At 64.6% G+C, this 21,384-nt stretch carries 17 protein-coding genes; 10 read left to right on the forward strand and 7 right to left on the reverse strand.

Features of this window, described 5'->3' with window-relative positions; translation table 11 throughout:
* Positions 1–314 precede the first annotated feature (314 nt).
* The gene (locus QZ648_RS13285; RefSeq protein WP_291997359.1) at positions 315–611 is read left to right on the forward strand and encodes a hypothetical protein; all 297 of its coding nucleotides are present in this window, start codon (positions 315–317) and stop codon (positions 609–611) included.
* 36 nt (positions 612–647) lie between these two features.
* On the opposite strand, the gene QZ648_RS13290 is transcribed toward QZ648_RS13285, so the two are convergent.
* A complete protein-coding gene (locus QZ648_RS13290; protein WP_169067979.1) occupies positions 648–2,474 on the reverse strand; it encodes a SulP family inorganic anion transporter in 1,827 nt (608 codons plus the stop codon).
* 271 nt (positions 2,475–2,745) lie between these two features.
* Between QZ648_RS13290 and QZ648_RS13295 the strand changes: the two genes are divergently transcribed.
* The 7 genes from QZ648_RS13295 to QZ648_RS13325 all read left to right on the forward strand — a co-directional run bounded on the left by QZ648_RS13295 (position 2,746) and on the right by QZ648_RS13325 (position 10,283).
* Positions 2,746–3,495: a FadR/GntR family transcriptional regulator gene (locus tag QZ648_RS13295; protein ID WP_291997360.1), complete on the forward strand. Its 750-nt coding sequence runs from the start codon at positions 2,746–2,748 to the stop codon at positions 3,493–3,495.
* Between the two features lie 26 nt (positions 3,496–3,521).
* Positions 3,522–5,003 (forward strand): FAD-linked oxidase C-terminal domain-containing protein, encoded by a 1,482-nt coding sequence (locus QZ648_RS13300; RefSeq protein ID WP_291997361.1) that lies wholly within the window; start codon positions 3,522–3,524, stop codon positions 5,001–5,003.
* Entirely contained in the window at positions 5,003–6,082 is a 1,080-nt protein-coding gene (glcE, locus tag QZ648_RS13305) for a glycolate oxidase subunit GlcE (protein WP_291997362.1), read from the forward strand. Before QZ648_RS13300 ends, glcE begins: the two co-directional genes overlap by 1 nt.
* A 13-nt stretch (positions 6,083–6,095) precedes the next feature.
* Positions 6,096–7,349: a glycolate oxidase subunit GlcF gene (gene glcF / locus QZ648_RS13310; RefSeq protein WP_291997363.1), complete on the forward strand. Its 1,254-nt coding sequence runs from the start codon at positions 6,096–6,098 to the stop codon at positions 7,347–7,349.
* A 42-nt stretch (positions 7,350–7,391) separates the two neighbouring features.
* Positions 7,392–9,059, forward strand: a complete 1,668-nt coding sequence (locus QZ648_RS13315) for an AMP-binding protein (protein ID WP_291997364.1) — start codon at positions 7,392–7,394, stop codon at positions 9,057–9,059.
* Between the two features lie 4 nt (positions 9,060–9,063).
* Positions 9,064–9,366: a hypothetical protein gene (locus tag QZ648_RS13320; RefSeq protein ID WP_291997365.1), complete on the forward strand. Its 303-nt coding sequence runs from the start codon at positions 9,064–9,066 to the stop codon at positions 9,364–9,366.
* A gap of 107 nt (positions 9,367–9,473) precedes the next feature.
* The gene (locus QZ648_RS13325; RefSeq protein WP_169067985.1) at positions 9,474–10,283 is read left to right on the forward strand and encodes a protein phosphatase 2C domain-containing protein; all 810 of its coding nucleotides are present in this window, start codon (positions 9,474–9,476) and stop codon (positions 10,281–10,283) included.
* Here QZ648_RS13325 and QZ648_RS13330 read toward each other — a convergent pair.
* The 4 genes from QZ648_RS13330 to QZ648_RS13345 all read right to left on the reverse strand — a co-directional run bounded on the left by QZ648_RS13330 (position 10,257) and on the right by QZ648_RS13345 (position 16,385).
* On the reverse strand, positions 10,257–11,735 hold the full coding sequence (locus QZ648_RS13330) for a DEAD/DEAH box helicase (RefSeq protein WP_291997419.1): 1,479 nt from the start codon (positions 11,733–11,735) through the stop codon (positions 10,257–10,259). The genes QZ648_RS13325 and QZ648_RS13330 overlap by 27 nt on opposite strands.
* Positions 11,736–11,889: 154 nt before the next feature.
* On the reverse strand, positions 11,890–13,989 hold the full coding sequence (locus tag QZ648_RS13335) for a DUF1631 family protein (RefSeq protein ID WP_291997366.1): 2,100 nt from the start codon (positions 13,987–13,989) through the stop codon (positions 11,890–11,892).
* Positions 13,990–14,546: 557 nt separating this feature from the next.
* Entirely contained in the window at positions 14,547–14,987 is a 441-nt protein-coding gene (locus QZ648_RS13340; protein ID WP_211203831.1) for a hypothetical protein, read from the reverse strand.
* 72 nt (positions 14,988–15,059) lie between these two features.
* On the reverse strand, positions 15,060–16,385 hold the full coding sequence (locus QZ648_RS13345; RefSeq protein WP_291997367.1) for a hypothetical protein: 1,326 nt from the start codon (positions 16,383–16,385) through the stop codon (positions 15,060–15,062).
* 327 nt (positions 16,386–16,712) lie between these two features.
* On the opposite strand from QZ648_RS13345, the gene QZ648_RS13350 reads away from it, so the two are divergent.
* Both QZ648_RS13350 and QZ648_RS13355 read left to right on the forward strand, forming a co-directional pair.
* Positions 16,713–17,108, forward strand: coding sequence for an MAPEG family protein (locus tag QZ648_RS13350; protein ID WP_291997368.1), 396 nt, complete (start codon positions 16,713–16,715; stop codon positions 17,106–17,108).
* Between the two features lie 92 nt (positions 17,109–17,200).
* Positions 17,201–18,946 (forward strand): ABC transporter transmembrane domain-containing protein, encoded by a 1,746-nt coding sequence (locus tag QZ648_RS13355; RefSeq protein ID WP_291997369.1) that lies wholly within the window; start codon positions 17,201–17,203, stop codon positions 18,944–18,946.
* A gap of 317 nt (positions 18,947–19,263) precedes the next feature.
* Here the strand turns inward: QZ648_RS13355 and QZ648_RS13360 are convergent, their stop codons facing one another.
* Entirely contained in the window at positions 19,264–20,874 is a 1,611-nt protein-coding gene (locus QZ648_RS13360) for a Na+/H+ antiporter (protein ID WP_169068423.1), read from the reverse strand.
* 143 nt (positions 20,875–21,017) lie between these two features.
* Complete coding sequence (gene fliN, locus QZ648_RS13365; protein ID WP_248595629.1) at positions 21,018–21,380, reverse strand: flagellar motor switch protein FliN; 363 nt, start codon at positions 21,378–21,380, stop codon at positions 21,018–21,020.
* Between the last annotated feature and the right edge of the window lie 4 nt (positions 21,381–21,384).

A 21,384-nucleotide genomic window follows, 5' to 3' on the forward strand; every position in this document is an offset into this window, starting at 1 on the left:
CTTGCCAGAAAGGGAGCGGCCCGCACAGAGGGAGAGTCTGGGCGGGCCGGGTACTTCGATCACTGCCGCGTGGGGAGGGGGAGGGGAGTGCGGCAGCGACAGGACGAAGAGTAGCGAATCGCCCGTCGATGATCTGTTGAAGCTCTGTCCCTGTTGTGTAACGGCGTGTGATCCACGCGATCGCCGGCCGGGTATTTTCTCGGGGCGGGGCCTTGCGCTGCCGTGCCTGCCCGCCGCGGCGGCGGGCAGCGCTTGCCTTCTGTTCGACAGAGCTGGCATCATCCCTGACTGAAGTGGCCACGTCGGCGCCACAATTGAAGAAGGAACGAGCGATGAGTCAAGAAGCGGATGACAAAGGACTGGCGGCTGTGGTGTTGGAGCGTTTGGAAAATGAGCGCTTGCCACGCGCCATAGACCTGAAAGAGAAGGTCGATGCTGGCGCCAAGCTTGACGACATGGACATCGCGTTTCTCGAGCGCGTGTTTGCCGATACCGAGGACCTGAAGCCGATGGTCGCGCGGCATCCGGAATATCACGCGCTGGCGGCCAGACTGATGGGGCTGTACGAACACATTACTTCCAAGGCTCTGGAAAACGAAAAGGCCGGCTGAACGTCGGTCAGCCGGCCGCTGGTGAAGGCCGGCCGTCTATTGTGCCTTTGGCTCGACAGGGGGCTGCGCTGCTGCCGCCATCTCCAGCGCAGCCTCTACAGTTTCCGCTGGCACGGGCGCTGGCGCGTCCGCCGATCCGCGGGTGTCCTCGGCCTCGTCGACGCTGCTGCGCGCGCCGTTTCGCCCACGCCAATGACGAACCGCCTGGCGCATGGTCGGGAAAGCGCGTTGGCGAAGTGCAGCGTCGGGGTGTTTGGTGGTCTGCAGCCATTGCTCGAACTCGACCTGTCGGCCGGCTAGAACGAGGGTGATGTTCTTTGCCGCCAGTTCGCTGTCGAGCCGCCCCAGGGTGTCGATGCCGGTGATATCGACGTCGGTCATGGCGATCATGTCCAGCACCACACGTTCGACGGGCGCTGACTGGCGGGCGATCGCCCGATGCACTTCGGCGCGGAAATGATTGGCATTGAAGAAGACCAGCGGACCACAGAAGCGCAAGAGCAGCAGTCCGTCGATCGTCGCCGCGTCGGGAAACAGCTTGTGGTTGTAAAGCCCCGACCGCCCGCGAACATTGACCAGTTCTTCGCAGTCCGGGCGCGCGACCTTGCGGATGAACATCAGCAGGGCCAGGGTCACGGCCAGCATGATGGCCTTGATCGCCCCGAAGGCGAGCACCCCGAGCATGGTGATCACCCCGAGGACCACCGCCGAGCGCTCGATCAGTTGGTAGCGCTTGAAGACCTGGAAATCGAGCAGGTGCCAAGAGGCGAAGAGCAGCACGACGCCCAATGCAGGGATCGGCAGCCAGGCCAGCGAGCCCGTGCCGACCAGCAGCAACAGGGAAATCGCCAGTGCGGCGACGATGCTGACCATCTGCGTGCGGCCGCCGTTGGCGTCACTGACCGCGGTCCGCGAATCGGCGCCGGTGACGGCGAAGCCCTGTGACAGCGCCGAGACGATGTTGGCCAGGCCGAAGGCGGCGAATTCGCGGTCCACATCGATGTCGTAGCCGTTGCGTTCGGCGAAGCTGCGCGCCGTGAGCATGCCGCTGGTAAACAGGACCAGGGCCAGGCCGGCAGCCGAAGCGGCCAGTTCGCCGACGACGTCGAGGTGCAGCTCGGGTATCACCAGGTCAGGCAGGCCGGCGGCCACCGGACCGATCAGCGCCACCCCGTAATCGTCGAGCCCAAACAGAAAAGCGGCCAGGCCGGCCAGGGCCATGGTAACCAGCGACGCCGGAACCACTTTCGTGTAGCGTGGCAGGAAGAACATCACCGCCGCGCAGCAGATCGACAGGACGACGGTTGGCCAGTGGGCGGTGACCACCAGGTGCGGAATCTCCATGAGCTGTTTGAAGAAGCGGCTGGCCTCCGGCGTGCTGCCGAGCACTTTGCCGACCTGACCGATCATGATCGTCAGGGAGACGCCGTTGAGCAGGCCGATGATGATCGGTCGGGCCAGAAAATCGGCCAGGCCGCCCAGGCGAAGAAAGCTCGCCGACAGACAGAAGAGGCCGGTGAGCAGCGTCAGCACGATGCTGTAGGAGAGGTAGAGGCCACTGTTGCTCGCCGCCAGAGGCGCAATCACAGCCGCCAGCATCGCGCAGGTCGCGGCGTCGGGACCGATGATCAATTGCCGCGAGGTGCCGGCGAAGGCGTAGACGACCATCGGCAGGATCGAGGCGTACAAGCCGGTGGAAGGGCTGAAACCGGCCAGTTGCGCATAGGCGATGGCAATCGGGATGGCCACCGCGGCCACCGACAGGCCGGCTCGGATATCGTGCGGCCAGTCGGCGGCGCGATACCTGAGCAGCGGCATTACGCCGGGCAAGACGCGATTCAGATGGCTAATGATGGCAGACATTCTGTTCCCTCGACGGTTCGTTCGGCCGCTGCGGGCTGTGGTTTGCAGACGGATCGGGCAGCGGCGCAGCGAGCGGCTGATTGTAACAGCAAAGCAACAATGATCCACCGGGCTTGCTCCCCGAGTACGCGAACGGCATTGCTTCGGTGGCCTTCGACAAGGCTCAACAGGCGTGTGCTGATAAGCTGCGAGCGCTGCCGGCAAGGGCTGGCATTGCATCGCACGCCGCTTGTAGTATGCTGCAGCCAAGTTGTCAGACAACCGGGTTCTTATGCTTACCAATGAGCTGAAGAGAATTGTTCGTCGGCCGCGCTTGAGCGAGGAAGTAGCGATCGCCCTGGAAGGGCAGATCGCGCGCGGCGAGATCAAACCGGGTGCGCAGTTGCCGGTCGAGAAAGCACTGGCCGAGACTTTCGGCGTCAGTCGTGCAGTGATCCGGGAAGCGGTGGCACGTCTCAAGGCGGATGGTCGCGTCGAGACCCGGCAGGGAGCCGGTGCTTTTGTCGCCCTGGCCCCGAAAAGCCTGAATTTTCGCTTCTGGCAGGGAGATGGTCCGGCGCTGCTCGAGCTGCGCGAGATTTTCGAGTTGCGGGCGATGGTCGAAAGCTCGATTGCCGAGCTGGCCGCGCGCCGTCGTCTGCCCGCCGACATCGCCGCCATCGAGTGTTTCCTGAAGGCCATGGACGACGCGCTGGCCAGTGGCAGCGATGGCTCCGAAGCCGACGACGATTTTCATCTGGCAATTGCTGCCGCCACCCATAACAGTTACACGCATCGCCTGCTGGAATTCCTTGGCCGGCATTTTTCCGAGTCGCGTCGCCTGGCGTGGACCATGCCCGGCCGCAACGGCGCCTTGCCGCAGGAGGCGCAGGCCGAGCACCGTTTGATCTTCGCGGCTGTTGCCGCTGGCGATCCCGGGCGCGCACGCCGCCATGCCCATGAGCACGTGCGTTGCGCTGCCCGCCGCGTCGGGTTCGAGCTGGCCGCGGATCTGGTCAGCACGCAGTCAAGCATTTCCTGATTTGATGAACCTTCGAGGAAATCGAGATGAGCATCGAAAGTAGCGTGGCCGAACAGCGGTTCACGGTTGACCGGCTGGCCTTGGTCGAGCGTCTGCGTGCGGTCTTGCCAGCGCAGGCGCTGCTGGTCGAGGAAGAAGAGATGCGCCCTTACGATTGCGATGGCCTCACCGCCTATCGGCAATTGCCCTTGATCGTGGCGCTGCCGGCGGACGAAGCGCAGGCGCAGGCGATCCTCAAAATCTGTTATGAGCTGAAAGTGCCGGTGGTGGCACGCGGTGCGGCGACCGGTCTCTCGGGAGGGGCGACGCCGCACCGTGACGGCGTTCTCGTCTCGTTGGCCAAGCTCAAGAAAATCATCAGCGTCGATCCGCTGTCGCGGACCGCGGTTGTCCAGCCGGGAGTGCGCAATCTGTCGGTCTCCGAAGCGGCGGCGCCGCACGCGCTCTACTACGCGCCCGATCCTTCTTCGCAGATCGCCTGCACCATCGGTGGCAACGTCGCCGAGAACGCCGGTGGCGTGCATTGCCTGAAGTACGGCTTGACGGTTCACAACGTCATGCGCGTGCGTGGCCTGAGCATCGAGGGCGAGATCGTCGAATTCGGCAACGCGGCGCTGGATGCGCCGGGCTATGACCTGCTGGCGCTGATGAACGGTTCGGAAGGCTTGCTGGCGATGATCACCGAGGTGACCGTCAAACTGACACCGAAGCCCGAACTGGCGCAGGTGGTGATTGCTTCCTTTGGCAATGTGCGCCAGGCCGGTGATGCGGTGGCCAGCATCATCGCCGCCGGCATCATCCCGGCCGGGCTGGAAATGATGGACAAGAAGGCGATTCACGCCGTCGAGCCCTACGTCAACGCGGGCTACGACATGGACGCCGAAGCCATCCTGCTCTGCGAGTCGGACGGGACGCCCGAGGAAGTGGCCGAAGAAATCGCTCGCATGACGGCTGTGCTCGAGAAAAGCGGCGCTGCGGGGATTCGCGTTTCGCAGGATGAAGCCGAGCGACTGAAGTTCTGGGCCGGGCGCAAGGCGGCGTTTCCGGCGGTGGGGCGGATGACTCCCGACTACCTGTGCATGGACGGGACGATTCCGCGCAAGCGCCTGGCCGAGATGCTGGAAGCGATCAACAGCCTGTCGGAAAAATACGCCTTGCGTTGTGCCAACGTCTTTCACGCCGGTGACGGCAACCTGCATCCGCTGATCATGTACGACGCCAATCAGCCGGGAGAACTCGAGCGAGCGGTTGCTTTCGGCGCCGAGATTCTTGAACTGTCGGTGAGGTTCGGTGGCACCATCACCGGCGAGCACGGTGTCGGTATCGAAAAAGTCGACATCATGGCCGAGCAGTTCAGCCTGGCCGAAATCGCTGCTTTCCACCGGCTGAAAGCGGCTTTCGACGAGCACGGATTGCTCAACCCCGGCAAGGGCGTTCCGACGCTTGCCCGCTGCCGTGAGTACACGCTGGCCCGCGCCGGCAGCGCCACCACTTCGCCGAGCTTGTGATGGAAGGATTGATCGATGACTGGATGACTCGCATCGCCGACGCGGCAAGTGCCGGCCGTAGCCTGTCAATTCGTGGCGGCGGCAGCAAGCTCTTTTATGGTTGCCCGGAGCAGGGCGAGAAGGGAGGCATGCTTGAGGTCGGCGGCTACCGCGGCATCGTCGCCTACGAACCGACCGAACTGGTGGTCACCGCGCGCACCGGCACGCCACTGCGCGAACTGGCGGCGACGCTTGCCGAGAAGGGCCAGTGGCTGCCCTTCGAGCCGCCGTTCTTCGGGCCGGCGGCGACGGTCGGCGGCATGTTCGCCGCGGGCCTCTCGGGACCGCGCCGGCAGGCCGTCGGTGCCCTGCGCGATTATGTTCTCGGCGCCAAGCTTTTGAACGGTTCTGGCGAAGTGCTCTCTTTTGGCGGACAGGTCATGAAGAATGTCGCCGGCTACGACGTTTCCCGTTTGCTGGCCGGCAGCCTGGGCACGCTCGGCCTCGTGCTCGAAGTATCGCTCAAAGTGCTACCGCTGCCGGTGGCCGAGAAGAGTCTGCGTTTTGCCATCGACGAGGGCGCGGCGCTGCGCAAGCTCAACGAGTGGGGTGGCCGGCCGCTGCCGATTTCGGCTTCGGCCTGGCAGGATGGAGTGCTGACGCTGCGCCTTTCCGGGGCCGCCGCTGCGCTGGCCGCCGCGCAGCGGCATCTCGGTGGCGAGGAGCTGGCCGATGGCCTGGCGGCAGAGTTCTGGCAGTCGCTGCGCGAGCAGACGCACGCCTTCTTTGCCGGTGATGCGCCCTTGTGGCGTTTGTCGCTGCCGTCCGTGGCGCCGCCGCAGGCGCTGCCCGGCCCGACGCTAATCGAGTGGGGTGGCGCCCAACGCTGGTTGCGTGCAGGTGATGGAGGAGCGATCCGCGCCGCGGCGGCCAGGGCCGGCGGGCACGCGACCCTGTTTCGCGCGGACGACGCCGTGAAAACCGAGCAGGGCGTCTTCCAGCCACTGTCGCCACCGCTGTTGCGAATTCATCGCAATCTGAAACACGCCTTCGATCCGCAAGGTGTTTTCAACCGCGGCCGGATGTATCCGGGACTATGAGAGTTCGCTGACCATGCAAACCAATCTTGCCGATTTCATCAAGGACACGCCTGCCGGGCGCGAGGCCGACGCGATTCTGCGCAGCTGTGTACACTGCGGTTTCTGTACCGCGACCTGCCCGACTTTCCAGTTGCTCGGTGACGAACTCGACGGGCCGCGCGGGCGTATCTATCTGATCAAACAGATGCTCGAAGGGCAGCCGGTGACGGAAACGACCCAGCTGCACCTTGATCGCTGCCTGAGTTGTCGCTCCTGCGAGACGACCTGTCCGTCGGGCGTGCGCTATCATCGCCTGCTCGAAATCGGCCGTGAAGTAGTGGAAGAGCGTGTGCCGCGGCCGCTGGCGGTACGCGCGCTGCGTTTCCTGCTCTGCGAAGCGCTGCCGCGGCGCTGGATCTTCAAGCCGGCAGTGGCCATCGGCCAGTTGCTGCGTCCGCTGTTGCCGGCGGTGCTGGCCGAAAAAGTGCCGATGCCGGCTGGCGGCGCTGCCAGGCCGTGGCCGCGGAGCAGCGGGCACCGGCGACGAATGATTGCCCTTGCCGGTTGCGTGCAGCCGATCCTGACGCCGAATACCAATGCCGCGACGGCGCGGGTTCTCGACCGCCTGGGCATCGAGTTGATCGAGGCGCCGGCGGCCAACTGCTGCGGTGCGCTGCGCTACCACCTGCACGCGCAGGCGAAGGCGCTCGACGACATGCGCCAGGTGATCGATGCCTGGTGGCCGGACGTCGAGAGCGGCCGCGTCGAGGGCTTCGTAATGACCGCTTCCGGATGTGGCGAGCATGTGCGGGAGTACGGTCACTTGCTGAAAGACGATCCGCTCTACGCCGACAAGGCCGCGCGCATCGCCGCCATGACCCGCGACGCTTCGGAAGTGCTGGCCGCCGAGCAGGTGCCGCTGGCCGCCTTGCTGCGCCAGGCGGGTGCCGACAGCGTTCAGCGCGTGGCTTTCCACTCGCCCTGCACGCTACAACACGCGCAAAAGATTCGCGGCGTCGTCGAGGCGTTGCTCACGGCCGCCGGTTATCAGCTTTCGCCGGTGGCCGATCCGCACCTGTGCTGCGGCTCGGCGGGAACCTATTCGATCAGTCAGCCGGTGCTGGCCGGGCAGTTGCGCGACAACAAGCTGGCGGCCATGCGCGCCGGTTCGCCGGCGGTGATGGTGACGGCCAATATCGGCTGTCAGACGCATCTGCAAAGTGGCAGCAAGATGCCGGTGCGGCACTGGATCGAGCTGATCGACGAGCGTTTGAGCGGCGGCGCCTGAAACAGACCGCCCGGCGGGGGTCGCTGGCGAAACGGGGAAGCCATGGAAATCAATAGTCTGCGCGGCGACTACGCGGCACTTGCCGAGAATTTTCGCTGGCAGGTGCCGGAGAAGTTCAATATCGCGGTCGCTGTCTGTGGCCGCTGGGCTGCGGATCGCAGTCGCTTTGCGCTGTACTACGAGGACGAGAGCGGCTTCACGTCGGCGCATACTTTCTGGGACATTCAACGCCAAGCCAACCGTCTGGCCAATGTCCTGGCCGCCCTCGGGACGCTGGCCGGCGATCGTGTCGCGATCCTCCTGCCGCAATGCCCGGAAACGGCGATCGCGCATGTCGCCATCTATCAGATGGGCGCGCTGGCGGTACCGCTGTCGCATCTGTTTGGGCCGGACGCGCTGGAATTCCGGCTTGGCGACTCGGCCGCGCACGTCGCCATCGTCGATGACAGTTCGCTGCCGAAGTTGCTGGCCTTGCGCGACCGCCTGCCGCAATTGCGGCACGTGATCGGCGTTGGTACGGCGCTCGGCAACGGCGTCAAGCCGTGGGCGGAAGTCCTCGAGCACGCCTCACCACGCTACACGCCGGCGCTCACCGCCGCCGACGATGCGGCGATGATCATCTACACCAGTGGTACCACCGGCAAGCCGAAGGGTGCGCTGATGGCGCACCGGACTTTGCTTGGCAACCTAAGTGGCTTCGTCTGCTCGCATGATTTTTTCCCGCAGTCAGGCGACATGTTCTGGTCGCCGGCCGACTGGGCGTGGACCGGCGGTCTGTGGGACGTGCTCTTGCCGACCTGGCACTTCGGAATGCCCCTGCTCGCGTACAAGGGCCGTTTCGACCCCGGCAAGGCGTTCTCGCTGATCGAGAAGTACGGCATTCGCAACAGCTTTCTCTTTCCAACCGCCTTGAAGATGATGATGAAGGCCGTGCCAGAGCCGCGCGCACAGTATGACCTCGATCTGCGCAGCATCATGAGTGCTGGCGAAGCGGTCGGGGAGGCTGTTTTTCACTGGGCGCAGGAAAAGCTGGGGGTGACCATCAACGAGATGTTCGGACAGACCGAAATGAACTACGTCGTCGGCAATTGTGCGTCGCGTTGGCCGGCCAGGCCCGGCGCCATGGGGCGCGCGTATCCGGGGCACCGCGTGGCAGTCGTCGATGCGCAAGGCAGGGTCCTGCCGGCCGGCGAACTCGGCGAAGTGGCCGTGCATCGCCGTTGCAACGGTGAACAGGACCCGGTGATCATGCTCGGCTATTGGCAGAATGCGCAGGCGACGGCCGAGAAGTTCGTTGGCGACGGCTGGGGGCTGACCGGCGATCTGGCGAAAATCGACGCGGACGGCGACCTGTGGTACCAGGGACGCGCCGACGACGTCTTCAATAGCGGCGGCTACCGCATTGGCCCGGCCGAAATCGAGAACTGCCTGCTCAAACATCCGGCGGTCGCCAATTGCGCAGTCATTGGTATCCCCGACGCGCTGCGCGGCACGCTGGTCAAGGCGTTTGTCGTCTTGCAGCCGGGGGGGGTCGGGTCGCCGGCTCTGGTCGAGCAATTGCAGCAGCAGGTGCGCCAGCATCTGGCTCCCTACGAGACACCGAAAGCGATAGAATTCGTCGAGGTCTTGCCGATGACCACTACCGGCAAGGTACAACGGCGCGTCCTGCGGGCGCGAGAAGCCGATAGCAGGGGAGGCCCGGAAGGGTAAGGACTTGAGCGAAGGGCTTGAACGATCAGCGGCGGCAGTGCCGGAGCGGCGGCGCAAGCTCGATCTGCGGGCGGCTTTCGAGGCCGCCTTCGTGATGATCGAGCCGTTTTTAGATCCACAGCAGGGCTGGGCCGGGCAGTCGCTCGAACTCCTGGCTTATCGTCTGCTGCGCGAGAATTTCCCGGCGCTGAGCAGCGACGAGGTGCACACCCTGGTGGTGGCCGCTCATCGCGTCTATATCGAGCGCCATCCAGATCACAGCAGTCACTTGCCGCGCCCGAGCGAACTTCGCCGGGTGATCCTCTAGAACAACAGCGCCGATCTACGCTTGCTCCGCCAGTTTGCTCGCCCTCGGCAGGCAGCCCGGCGCAGGACGGCGGTATGTGGCGGCACGGAAAGTCGAAAGTCATATCAATGCCAATTTCAATCGATGCCTGCGTGGCCCAGCACCAGGGGGATCGTCGCGAGCAGCAGGACCGGGTGGCGATCCTGCCACATCCTCGCGGTGGTGGCGTCGCACTGGCAGTAGTCGCCGACGGCATGGGTGGCCATACCGGTGGCGTGCTCGCCGCGCAACAGGTGGTGCACACGGCGCGCGACAACCTCGAGCGCTTTTCGGCGCGTTCGGAATCAGCGCGGGTGCTGCTGGAGTCGAGCATCAACGAAGCGCATATGCTGATCAAGGCGTCGCGTTTCATCAATGAGAAAGACCCGCACAGCACGGCAGTGATGCTGCTGCTGCAACCTGGAAAGATGAGCTGGGCGCACTGCGGGGATAGTCGCTTCTACCGTTTTCACGGCGACAGCCTGGTCTTTCGCAGCACCGATCATTCCTACGTCGGACAATTGGTGGTGCAGGGCAGGGTGACGCCTGAGCAGGCCCTGGTTCATCCGCACCGGAACATCCTGCTGACTTCGCTGGGCGGCGTCGAGGCCCCCAAGATCGCTTTCGGTGAGGCCGAGGATCTGCAGGCCGGCGATACTTTTCTGCTCTGCTCGGATGGTCTGTGGGGCTATTTCACCGATCAGGAACTGGCGTGGGTGATTGATGGCGCATCATCGGCGCGGGAAGCCTCCGAATTGCTGATTGACCGCGCCCGCGCGATGGGCAACGGTGATGGCGACAATATCTCGCTGGCGATTCTCAAGTTGATTGATGCGCCGCCGGCTATTTCCGGCGCCGCCGGTTCAGCCAGTTCACTCGCGGCCAAGGCCGCCAAGTAAGGCGGCTACCGCACGGCGCCGCTTGTGCGGATGCTCGGCGCGGCCCGGCGTTTTCGTGGGGTCGCCGTCGACCGCTGCCGCAATCGGCTGCGGTTCGGCGCTTTCGTAGGGCTTGCTGAAGTCGAAGCCATCGGCCGCGATATGGCTCGGCCGGCGGCCGGCGCTGTGCTTGCTCACGCTCTTGCGGGGCGGACTACGCTCGGCGGAGCGTTCGCTGCGCGCTGCCTCCGGCGAAACTGGCGCCGGCGCCGGCGCTGCCGGACTGCGGCGATGACGATGTTTGTCGCCAGGTGGGTAGGTGTAATCGTATTCTGGCTCGAAGCCGGCGATGATCACTTGCTCGACCTTGATCTTGATCAGTTTCTCAATGTCGACCAGGTACGGCACCTCACTGGCCGAGACCAGAGAAATCGCCGTGCCGGCCTTGCCGGCGCGGCCGGTGCGACCAATGCGGTGGATGTAGTCTTCTGGCGTGCGCGGTATTTCAAAGTTGATGACGTGCGGCAACTCGTCGATATCGAGGCCGCGGGCGGCGACGTCGGTGGCCACCAGGACCAGTACCGTACCATCCTTGAAAGCTTCCAGCGCCTTTAGGCGCTCCAGTTGGCTCTTGTCGCCGTGGATCGAATCGGCAGCAATTCCGGCGCGCTGCAGTTCGCGGGCGAGACGGTTGGTTTCCAGCTTGGTGCGGGTGAAGACCAGGACCTGATTGAAATCCGACGAACGCAGGAGTTTCACCAGCAGCGCACGCTTGGCTTCGCTGGCCACCGGGTGGACGCGGTGGGTGATGGTCTCGGAGACTGTGTTGCGCTGGGCAACTTCGATCAGTTCCGGCGCCTTCAGCATCTTGTCGGCCAGCTTCTTGATCTCTTCGGAAAAAGTCGCCGAGAAGAGGAGGCTCTGGCGTTGCTTCGGCAGCATGTTGATGATTCGGGTCACATCGGGGATGAAACCCATATCCAGCATGCGGTCGGCTTCATCGAGGACCAGCGCCTGGACGCTGTTGAAGTGCAGGCACTTCTGCTCGACGAGGTCGAGGAGGCGGCCAGGGGTGGCGACAAGCACTTCGACGCCGCAGCGAATTTCGGCGATTTGCGCCTTGATGTCGACGCCGCCGTAAGCGCAGCAACTCCTGATCGGGACGTGCTTGCTGTAGGTTTTGACCGATTCGTGCACCTGGATCGCCAGTTCGCGCGTCGGTGCCAGCATCAGGACGCGCACCGGATGGCGGGCTGGCGAAGGGCTCGGGCTGGCGAACGGGAGAATGCGTTGCAGGAGTGGCAGGGTGAAGGCGGCCGTCTTGCCGGTGCCGGTCTGCGCGCCGCCCATCAGGTCCAGTCCGGCGAGAACGACGGGAATCGCTTGCGCCTGGATCGGTGTGGGCTCGGTATAGCCCTGGTCAGCAATGGCGCGCAGCAGCTCGGGGGCCAGGCCGAGGTCGGTGAAACGTATGGGTGCAGCTTTCGGATCAGTCAAGACAGTCAACGCTCGATCGCGGAAAAACGAGATTATACATTCATTTGCAGCGCGTCCGCGGGCAAGGGCTGCAGCTGCTGCCTGGCGAGCGAGGTGCGGTTTGCACGGCGTGGCGCTCAGTCAGCCTTGCTCAGGTGAGCAGACGCAGGGCGCGTTCGGTGGCGCTGTCGAAGGTCGCCAACCCGGATACGACCTGTGCGCGGCCGGCTCGCATCTGCTGGTCGAGTAGCGCGCTCGGCAGGGCAACGGCGTAGCCCCAGGCCGGGTTGAACAGCACGACCGTTGGCGACGATGGGCTCTGCCAGCAGCAGAGACCGCACAGTGGTTCCTGTTCCTGCTCGGGCAGGGAGAAGCGCAGCCAGTCGCCGACCTGCCAGCCACTGCTGGCGCGTGCGCGAGCGGCATGTTCCTGCTCGTCGGGCATTGCCAGGTAATGGACCTGCAGCGCTTCGCTCTCGAGGATGCGCCCTGCGCTCTTGGCCGCCGGGTCGCCGCGCGGCCCGCTGTGGCGCCGCGTCATCCCTGCCGGTCTGCTGCCATCCGGCGCCTGGCCGCGTAGCGCCGACGTCTGCAGGTCAAACAGACGGTTGAGGAAGGGCAGTCTTTCGGCGCGTGAAATACCGATTTCATCAAGCCCCATGCCGATTCGCTTGATCAGTGGCGACGCCAGACTGGCCAGGTGTTTGCGTTCTTCGGTGGTCTGTTTCGGCTGCACGCTCCAGATCAGTTCTCCTCCGGTGGCGCTGTCCTGTTGCCAGCGAGTACCATCGGTCCCCCCGGCCTGAGCAGCAGCAGCCATCACCCGCAGCCAATAGCGTTCGAGAAAGGTGGCGATTTCCGGCGAGCTCGTTCGGGCCAGGCTGGCGCGCAGCCAATCTTCGGCCGCCCGTTCGGCGGTGATCCCCTGCTCATACGCCACGACCAGACGGATATGGCCGGCAGCTGCCTCGCGAACCGCCTGGTCACGTTCGCCGATCAGTGCCTCGAGTTCGGTGAGCGCCTTGCCGAGTGCGTCGTCGCCGCCTTCCTGGCTGTTGTGGAGTGTGGTCACTGCGCCTGCGATGCGCTTGCATAGCGGCTCATCCCGGCTCGCGTCGCGGGGCAGCCCGACGGCCGCGCGGGCCATGCGATTGATCAGCAAGCGCGCCGGATGCTCGCTGTTGGAAAACAGCGAGCGGTCAACGATGGCCAGCTTGAGGAGCGGAATCTGCAGGCGGCCGATGATCTCCTTGACGGTGTCGGGGAGGTCTGCAGACTCAAAAATGGCTTCGAAGATGAGAGCCATGGTGTCGAGCGTGAGGGTCTCGCTCCTGCCCAGCGGCAGATCGAGATCGCTGGACTTCAGCGGGCGCGGAGCTGGCGCTGACGATTGATTTTCGCCCGCCGCGGCTGCTGCCGACGCCGAGTGCAGTTCAAGGGCCGTCAGGCGGGCGAGCAAATTCTCCAGCATCAGCGTTGCCGTGCCGTCGAGCTCGTGATTTACCGATGGTGCCTGGCCATCCGCCGCAAAATGGTCGCCAACGGGCGCTGGCGGCAAGCCGCTGCGGTGACGCAGAACGTCTTGCAGCAGCAACAGCGCATTGCTGGCGATCTGATCGCTGCGACTTGCCTGTTCGCCTGCGGTCCTGGCGGGCGCCGCGACAGTGACCCCGGGGTAGTGCGCCAGCGCCGGCTCGACGCCCAGTTTTGTCAGCAAGTCGTTGATCTCGTCATACAGCGCCGGCAAGCCCTGGCACAGGAGATCTTCGATTCGGTCGAGGACCGTGAAGGTCTGCTCGGTGTCGCCATCATACTGCGCACAGATCGCCGCGAGGCCCTCGCAAATCGCTTCCGGACCGACCGGGTTGTCATCGGGCCCCATCGTCGAGCGCTCCAGCAAGGTCAGGTAGAGCGAACGGCTGCGCCATAGCGCGCGGCCACCCGCGTCGCGCAGGTGGCTGGCGATTTCGTGTAGCCGAATGCCCACTTCAAGATCGTCGTCGCCCATCAGCGTCAGCCGCGAGGCGGTTAGGCTCGCCGCTTGGTCGAAGCCGTCAAGCGGCTCGGCCGCTACCAGTACGTCGTGAGCGTTGGCGACTGCGTAGCTGAAGCCGTCGAGACATCCCGCGATGTTGCCGCCCGCGTCGCTGACCATTTTCCTGAGTCGCTGCTGAAAAAGGTTTCTGCTGGCGAGCAGCACCTGCGCACGATAGTCGTTTGCCGGCGTTGGCGGCGGCTGATGATCTGGCATTTGTTGCTGGTTGGCTGGCCGGTTGATGTTGATATCCGTGGGCGGTCGCGATTGCGTGTAGCGTATCCAGCGCGCCCCGACCGTAGTGGCGCACGCTTGGTGACGGGATTATAGACGAGGATGGCGCAGGTCTGCTGCCGGCGGGGCCTGCTTGACCGCATCGCCATGCGCGGAGCACGCACGAAGATCAACGTGAGCCGGCAGCAAGGGCTCAAGGGCCAGCCTGTGAGCGGACTAACGGTCATGACAATCGAGACACCCCAGATCATGAAAGTGATGACCGTTTTCCCCTCTTCCCCGACCCTTCTCCCGCAGGGGGAGAAGGGAGGTTCGTGAGTCGCATACGCGACTTTCACATTAACGGTCATTGCGGGACGGGCAGCCACCCCGTATCATGAAACATATTAAGGCGCGGTCTGCTCGCCGACCAAAGTTAGAGGCACCAGGGGTGGTGCTTGACCGAGGCAACAGAGCGGGTCCGCCCGGCTCTTTTTCTTGGCATCGCGACGTCATCGTCGGCGATGCTTTTTTGCGCCCGACGGTTGCCTTGTTTCACATTAATGCGCGCTACCCGCCGGCTTCGCGGCCACCGGTTCGGCGTCCGCCCTGTCGCGTTCTGCGGCTGTCGCCGTGTCGCCGGTTTCGTCAGTCGGCGGCGGCCTTCTCTTCTTCCTGGTACCTGGAGGCTGTGGTGGCGGTAGTTGCGGCTCGACCGTGGCGAGCTTGTTCTCGCGCATGTAGCTGTCCATGTCACGCCAACCCTCGTAGATGGCGGCCTTTGGCAACCAGGAATAGATCGAGTAGCAATCCTCGATGGCTCGCCCCGATTGACGACAGCCACCGCCAACCGCCTGTCCCTCGGCGGAGAGTCGGGCTGCCTTGGCGACGGGTTCTTCGAGGCCAAGTTTCTCCTTGATCAAATCACAACCGCTGCTGCCGAAGAGCAGCGTGCCGACGAGCATGAGGAGGCGTAGCGGGCTACGCGGCTGATCGAACACGAACCCCCCTGAATGATGGCTTGGTAATGATAGTGGCTCATTTTACCCATAAACATGGGCCACGCGCTGCGCTCAGGGAACGAGACGAGCGAGTATCCTGGTGCGCCTCTTGTGTTTGAGCTCTTTGGCCAGGCGGGCGATCAAGGCTAGGTGTTGCGGACCAATGTCATCGGCGAAGGGGTTGATCAGCGCTCGCAGAGCTTCCATCTTCTGTGCATCCCGCCGCAGGCGGAGCTGGCGGTAGATCGCGGCCAGCTGGCTGGCTGCGGGCAGGGCCGCCTCGGCCGTCACCCCGGGACAGCTCAGCGCGCGCAGGTAGCAATTCGTTGCGCCAACGAGGTCATGGTCATTGAGCATCGTCTCGCCGCGCAAACTCCATGCGCCCGCTTCGAAGGTGGGCGTCAGTCCTGCCGCGATCGCTTCGCCGAAAAGTGCGTTCGCTTGCTCCCAGTCGCCGAGCCTGAGCGCGGCCATGGCGCTATGGAACTGCAGTTGGCCGGCGCCCCCTTCGGGTTCGACGCTGGCAAAGTGTTTTGGCTGGTGTTTGGCGCTGACACGCGGGATGTCCAGCGCCGAAGAGGATTCCGAGTGGCCGTCACTGCGGGCAGCGATGGCCAGGCGCCGTCGGCGCCACCGCCGTTGCAAGGTTATGCCGCCGAGCAGAGCCAGCGCGGCCAGGGCCAGCGCGGACCACAGTAGCGGCGCGGAGATCGCCCGTGGCCCTGGTGGCGGCACGGAAAATGAAGCTGCGGCCGCTGCGGCGGAAGCCACCAGGCCGCTGTTGCTCGCTGCTGTTGTGGTCTGGGTCGCTGCATTGCTCGTTGCCGCGGCGCTGACCGAGAGCGGCATCGTTCGCTGCGCGAAGCTCCAGCGCAAGGATGGCGGCGGCGCCTCCGGCAGCTCGAAAACCATGCACAGCTCGACACTGCGTGCGTGCATTCTGAGAAGCAAGGGGCCGTCATCGCTGTTCTCGCGCAGAATGGCCATTTCCCTGTCATCGCCAAGCTTGGCGGTGGTTTCGTTGCCGGCCCCGATCGGCGCCCGCAGGTAGCGGCAAATTCCGCTGTTCGCGCCGACCGCCAGCAGCTTGGCGGCGATCGGCGCCGCGCCCGCGCCCGCCAGTAGCCCGGCCGTTGCCAGCCGGTGTGGTCCGAAGGAGCCGTCACCGGCCACATTAAGAGTGCCGCGCACTTCGAGGAAAGTATGGCCGTTGCGCGGCGTTCGTTCCCGCCAGTGTCCGTCGGCCAGTTGCTGAAACGAAGGAACGACGGTCAGCGTCGCATTGTCGATCTGCCAATCGTTCTTGGCCGCTTCCTCTGCCGCGCGCAGTTCGGCAAAGCTCAATACAAGGAGCAGTGTTGTGGTCAGGGCATGGTGAAGGAGAGGCTTATTGTTCATGCGCATCGGGGCGATGGGTGTGCTGTCTTCGGAGTAAACAAGAGGTCAGTGATGAAGGCATCCGGGAGCGTCGGAATTTCGCCAGAAAGCTCGACCAGACGGGGGGCATGCGCTGCGGCGATGGCCGACCAAGGTGGGCTGCTGGTATTTACTGGCCCGCGCACCTGCCGCAGTTTACGCGAAAGCGGCGATCCTTGCTCGCAGAATCAGGCTGCCGATGCCGGCGAGCGGCCTGCGCCAGCGCGAGTGGCCCGGAAACGATGCTCACGGGTTATAGTGTGCGCCGCCTTGAATTCCTCTTTCTCTGACTGCCGACGGATCGAAACCATGAATGCCTACCCCGGCCCCAGCCTGCTTACTCTCGCCAGCTCCTTGCTGCTCTTCGCCTGCTCGGCCTACGTGGGTCGTTGCCGGATGAAGTGGGGCATCAAGGCGCCGGCGACCAGTGGTCACCCGCAGTTCGAGATCGCCTATCGCATTCAGATGAACACCCTGGAGAACACCGTCGCCTTCCTGCCGGTGCTGTGGGTCTTCGCGTTGAACCTGTCGTCGTTCTGGGCAACGCTGCTCGGTGGCGGCTGGCTGCTGGCCCGGGTGTGGTATGCGCTGGCCTACGCCCGCGATCCGAAGACGCGCGGCGCGGGTTTCGTGCTGTCGATGCTCTGCTTCGCGGCGCTCGGGCTGGGCGGCGCCTGGGGAGTTTTGCGCGGGCTACTCGGCTGAAGCCGGAGGCCTCCCGCGAGCAGCCCGCGGTCGCTCTCGCCGAGACTGGTGGCGGCACGCAGCAGCGCGCAGCGGCGCTCAGGCTGCGGCCGTTGCGCGCTCTGCTGCCCTTTGTGGCGCCCTACGGCCGGCAGATCGCTCTCGCCTTGCTGCTTTTGCTGCTGGCTGCCGCGGCGACGCTGAGCTTGCCTTTTGCCGTCAAATTGCTGGTCGACGGCGGCCTGGCGCTGCCGCCCGGCAGCGAGCTTGGCGAACGCCTGCTGGCTATTCGTGAGCACTTCCTGGGCTTGTTCGCGGTGGCTGTGGTGCTCGGCGTCGCCACCGCCGCTCGCTACTACATGGTCAGCTGGATCGGCGAGCGAGTGACCACCGACCTGCGCCAGGCGGTCTACGCGCACGTGCTCCGACAGAGCCCGCAATTTTTCGAAACGCTGAAGTCGGGCGAAGTGTTGTCGCGCCTGACCACTGACACCACGGTGATCCACAGTGCCGTCGGTTCGAGTATCAGCATGGGGCTGCGCAATGTCGTGCTCTTTGCCGGTGGCTTGACGATGCTGGTCAGCACGACGCCACGGCTGATGCTCAGCGTCGCCGGCATCATTGTTCTGTTCGTGCTGCCAGCAGTGCTCATCAGCCGGCGCGTACGCAAGCTGTCGCGCGCCAGCCAGGACCGCATTGCCGACACCAGCGGCATTGCCGGGGAGATTCTCAACGCCATTTCGATTGTCCAGAGCTATACCCAGGAGGACGCCGAAGCGGCGCGCTTCTCGGCCGCCAACGAGACGGCTTTCGCGACTTCGATCCGGCGCACCGGCACGCGCGCGGCATTCACCGCCTTTGTCATCATCGGCGTTTTCGGCTCGCTGCTCTACGGCTTGTACGGCGGCGTGCAGGCGGTACTCGCCGGCGAGATGAGCGCCGGTCAGCTGAGCCAGACGGCGCTCTACGTGATGCTCGTCGCCGGCAGCGTGGCGGTGCTCGCCGAGGTCTGGGGCGAGTTGCTGCGCGCCTCGGGGGCGACCGAGCGGTTGATGGAATTGCTCAGCCTGCGCTCGCCGATTGCCGAACCGGTGCTGCCGATCGTCTTGCCCGCGCCAGCCGGCGGTCTGTGCGTCACTTTCGAGCAGCTGCGCTTCGCCTATCCCTCACGACCGGCGCAGCCGGTGCTGCAGGGACTCGATCTGACGATTGCGGCTGGCCAGACGGTGGCCCTGGTCGGTCCCTCGGGCGCCGGCAAGACCACGGTTTTCCAGTTGCTGCAGCGCTTTTACGATGTCAGCGAGGGCGTCATTCGCATCGACGGCATCGACCTGCGTTGCCCGCGCCTGGCTGAACTGCGGCGGCGCATCGCGGTGGTGCCGCAGGAAGCGCTTATTTTCTCGGGCAGCATCGCAGACAACATCCGCTACGGGCGACCCGAGGCCAGCGACGAAGAAACAAGGGCCGCCGCTGCCGCTGCTTTCGTCGACGAGTTCGTGCAACGACTACCCGAGGGCTATGCGACTTTCGTCGGTGAGCGCGGCGTGCGCCTGTCGGGCGGACAGCGGCAACGAATCGCCATCGCCCGTGCGATCCTCAAGAACGCGCCGCTGCTCCTGCTCGACGAAGCGACGAGCAGCCTCGACGCGGAAAGCGAGCGCGTCGTGCAGGCGGCGCTGGAAACGGCAATGAGCGGGCGCACGACGATTGTCATCGCCCACCGCCTGGCGACCGTGCAGCGCGCCGACCGGATCATCGTCCTCGATCACGGACAGCTGATCGATGCTGGCACGCACCTGGAACTAATCGAGCGCGGCGGTCTCTACGCGCGTCTGGCGGCGCTGCAGTTCGCGGTCTGAGGGCTGTTCCGGGGTGCTGCCAGGCTAAGCCGGTCATGACCGTTTCCCCCTCCACTTGCAGTGCGCATTCCGGCTTGCACACCGGAATCGTTCGACGAGCAGGGAGCATGCTCCCTGAATTCCCCGTCTCACCCCCGACCCTTCTCCCGCGAGGGGAGAAGGGAGGTTCGTGAGTCGCTTGCGCGACTTTCACATTAACGGTCATGACACGTGGAGACACCCCAAATCATGAAAGTCATGACCGTTTCCCTCTTCCCCCGGCCCTTCTCCCGCAAGGGGAGAAGGGAGGTTCGTGAGTCGCTTTCGCGACTTTCACATTAACCGCGGTCGACGCTGATCATGGACACCAGTTCGCGCTCGTCGAGTTCCGCTTCGATGACGCGCTGGGTTTCGTCGTTGATCACGTTGGCCGCGCGCAACTCACGCAGGCGCTGCCGTTCGGCAGCGATCGCCGCCAGGCGCAGTCGCCGGCGCAGACCGATATGCGTTGCCCGCAGCGAGGCGTGCCCGGGATCGCCTTCGTGCAGTTCGAGCTTGCCCCGGTAGCGGCTGAGCAACTGCTCGACGAATGCAATATCCTCGGCGTCGGTAAGGTCGCTGGCGACCTCACCGACAGCGGCGAGCGCCGCGCGCGCGATTTCGGCGCGTGCGTTGCGTTCCTCATTGGGGTTGTCTGCCTCGCTGTCGAGGGCGAGCTTGCGGATCAGCCAGGGCAAGGGTACGCCGTTGAACGCCAGGGTCAGGATAATGGTTGCCGCGGCGAGAAAGACCACCAGGTCGCGCTCGGGGAAAGGCGTTCCGGTGGCAACCACGGTTGGAATCGATAGTGCGGTCGCCAGGGTGATCGAGCCGCGGACAGCAGCCCAGCTGATCAGCAGCAAGCGCTTCGGGTCGGGACCCTCCTCGCCGCCGGTCCACCCCCAGCGCAGACGAAAGCGCAGGTGAGCCGATACCCATACCCAGGCGATGCGCAGCACCATCAGCAGCAGCCACAGAACCAGGGCATAGAGCACCAGATCAAGGGCTGCGAACTCCTCGACGCCGCTCAGCATGCGGCGTAACTGTAGGCCGAGGAGAACGAAAACCGTGCCATTCAGGACATACGAAAGCATTCGCCAGACCTCGCGGGCGTGCTGGCGTGCATCGGCGGTCAGCCCTTTCACTTCCTGGCCGCTGGCCCACAGCCCGGCAGCTACAACAGCCAGGATTCCGGACACGTGTAGTGCCTCGGCGGCGAGGTAGGCTCCGTAGGGAATCAACACGGTCAGCAAGGTCTGCAACACCGGGTCGCCAGCATGCAGACGAATCAGGCGCTGCCGCAATTCGCGTCCGATCCACTCGACGGCGATGCCGATGATGATGCCGCCACCGGCCAGGTGTACGAAGTTGCCGGCAACGGCCGTCGACGAGAACAGCCCGGTCGCTGCCGCGGCGACGGCGAGTTTGAAGGCCACCAGTCCCGAGGCGTCGTTGAGCAGGCTTTCGGCGTTGACGATATGCACGATTCGCGCCGGCAAGGGCAGCAACTGGGTGGTGGCCACGGTCGCTACCGCGTCGGTGGGCGACACGATTGCCCCGAGCGTGAAGGCCACTGCCAGGGGCATGGCGGGGATCAGCCAATGCATCACGTAGCCGACCGCGACGACGGTCAGAACGACCAGGCCCAGCGCCAGCAGCAGCACCGGCTTGAGCGTATGAACGAAGTCGCGACGCGGCAGAACCCAGGCGTCTGCAAAGAGAATCGGCGGAATGAACAGGAGCAGGAAAAGCTCCGGGTCGACCTCGACGCTGCCGAGGCCGGGCAGGAACGAGGCGACGACGCCGACGACGACCAGCAGAATCGGCAAGGGCAGCGGCGTCCAATGGACGAGCGCGCCACCGACGGCGATGGCCAGGAGAAGGAGCAGGCTGAGTTCGATGAGGGACATGCGCGATTCTAGCGTCCTATATGACGAATGCGAGCATTGAATGGGGCTCAAATCCGGTGCAGTGTGGTAGGTTCTTTTCCGGCAATCGCCTTGGTTCTGAGATGCCTGTCCGGCAGTGAAGTGCGTCCGTGGCGTCGAGACGGTCAGCGGGCGATATGGCGAGCCCGTTCGGAGGGCGTCACGATATCTGTCAGCCGAATCCCGAACTTGTCATTGACCACCACCACCTCGCCCTGTGCGATCAGCGTGCCATTGACGAAAACGCTCATCGGTTCGCCGGCCATGGCGTCGAGTTCGACGACCGAGCCGTGCGCCAGTTGAAGCAGGTTCTTAATGGTGATTTTGGTACGCCCGAGTTCGACCGCGATCTGGACCGGGATGTCCAGAATCATGTCCAGTTCGTTCATCAGCGAGGCTTTGTTCCCGGGCTCATCGAAACTCGGAAAAATATTGGCCGCCTGCGCGCCAGCCGCCGGTGTGGCATCCGCCTGCGCTTGTTCGGCCATTGCT

Source organism: Candidatus Accumulibacter sp. ACC012, from assembly GCF_907163155.1.
Classification (GTDB): Bacteria; Pseudomonadota; Gammaproteobacteria; order Burkholderiales; family Rhodocyclaceae; genus Accumulibacter; species Accumulibacter delftensis.

Bases quoted from the DNA above. Each gene is read 5' to 3' on its own strand.
- QZ648_RS13290 (WP_169067979.1), bottom strand. From the start codon at position 2,474: ATGTCTGCCATCATTAGCCATCTGAATCGCGTCTTGCCCGGCGTAATG.
- QZ648_RS13325 (WP_169067985.1), top strand. From the start codon at position 9,474: ATGCCAATTTCAATCGATGCCTGCGTGGCCCAGCACCAGGGGGATCGT.
- QZ648_RS13300 (WP_291997361.1), top strand. From the start codon at position 3,522: ATGAGCATCGAAAGTAGCGTGGCCGAACAGCGGTTCACGGTTGACCGG.
- glcE (WP_291997362.1), top strand. From the start codon at position 5,003: ATGGAAGGATTGATCGATGACTGGATGACTCGCATCGCCGACGCGGCA.
- QZ648_RS13345 (WP_291997367.1), bottom strand. From the start codon at position 16,385: ATGAACAATAAGCCTCTCCTTCACCATGCCCTGACCACAACACTGCTC.
- QZ648_RS13315 (WP_291997364.1), top strand. From the start codon at position 7,392: ATGGAAATCAATAGTCTGCGCGGCGACTACGCGGCACTTGCCGAGAAT.
- QZ648_RS13350 (WP_291997368.1), top strand. From the start codon at position 16,713: ATGAATGCCTACCCCGGCCCCAGCCTGCTTACTCTCGCCAGCTCCTTG.
- glcF (WP_291997363.1), top strand. From the start codon at position 6,096: ATGCAAACCAATCTTGCCGATTTCATCAAGGACACGCCTGCCGGGCGC.
- fliN (WP_248595629.1), bottom strand. From the start codon at position 21,380: ATGGCCGAACAAGCGCAGGCGGATGCCACACCGGCGGCTGGCGCGCAG.
- QZ648_RS13295 (WP_291997360.1), top strand. From the start codon at position 2,746: ATGCTTACCAATGAGCTGAAGAGAATTGTTCGTCGGCCGCGCTTGAGC.
- QZ648_RS13360 (WP_169068423.1), bottom strand. From the start codon at position 20,874: ATGTCCCTCATCGAACTCAGCCTGCTCCTTCTCCTGGCCATCGCCGTC.
- QZ648_RS13335 (WP_291997366.1), bottom strand. From the start codon at position 13,989: ATGCCAGATCATCAGCCGCCGCCAACGCCGGCAAACGACTATCGTGCG.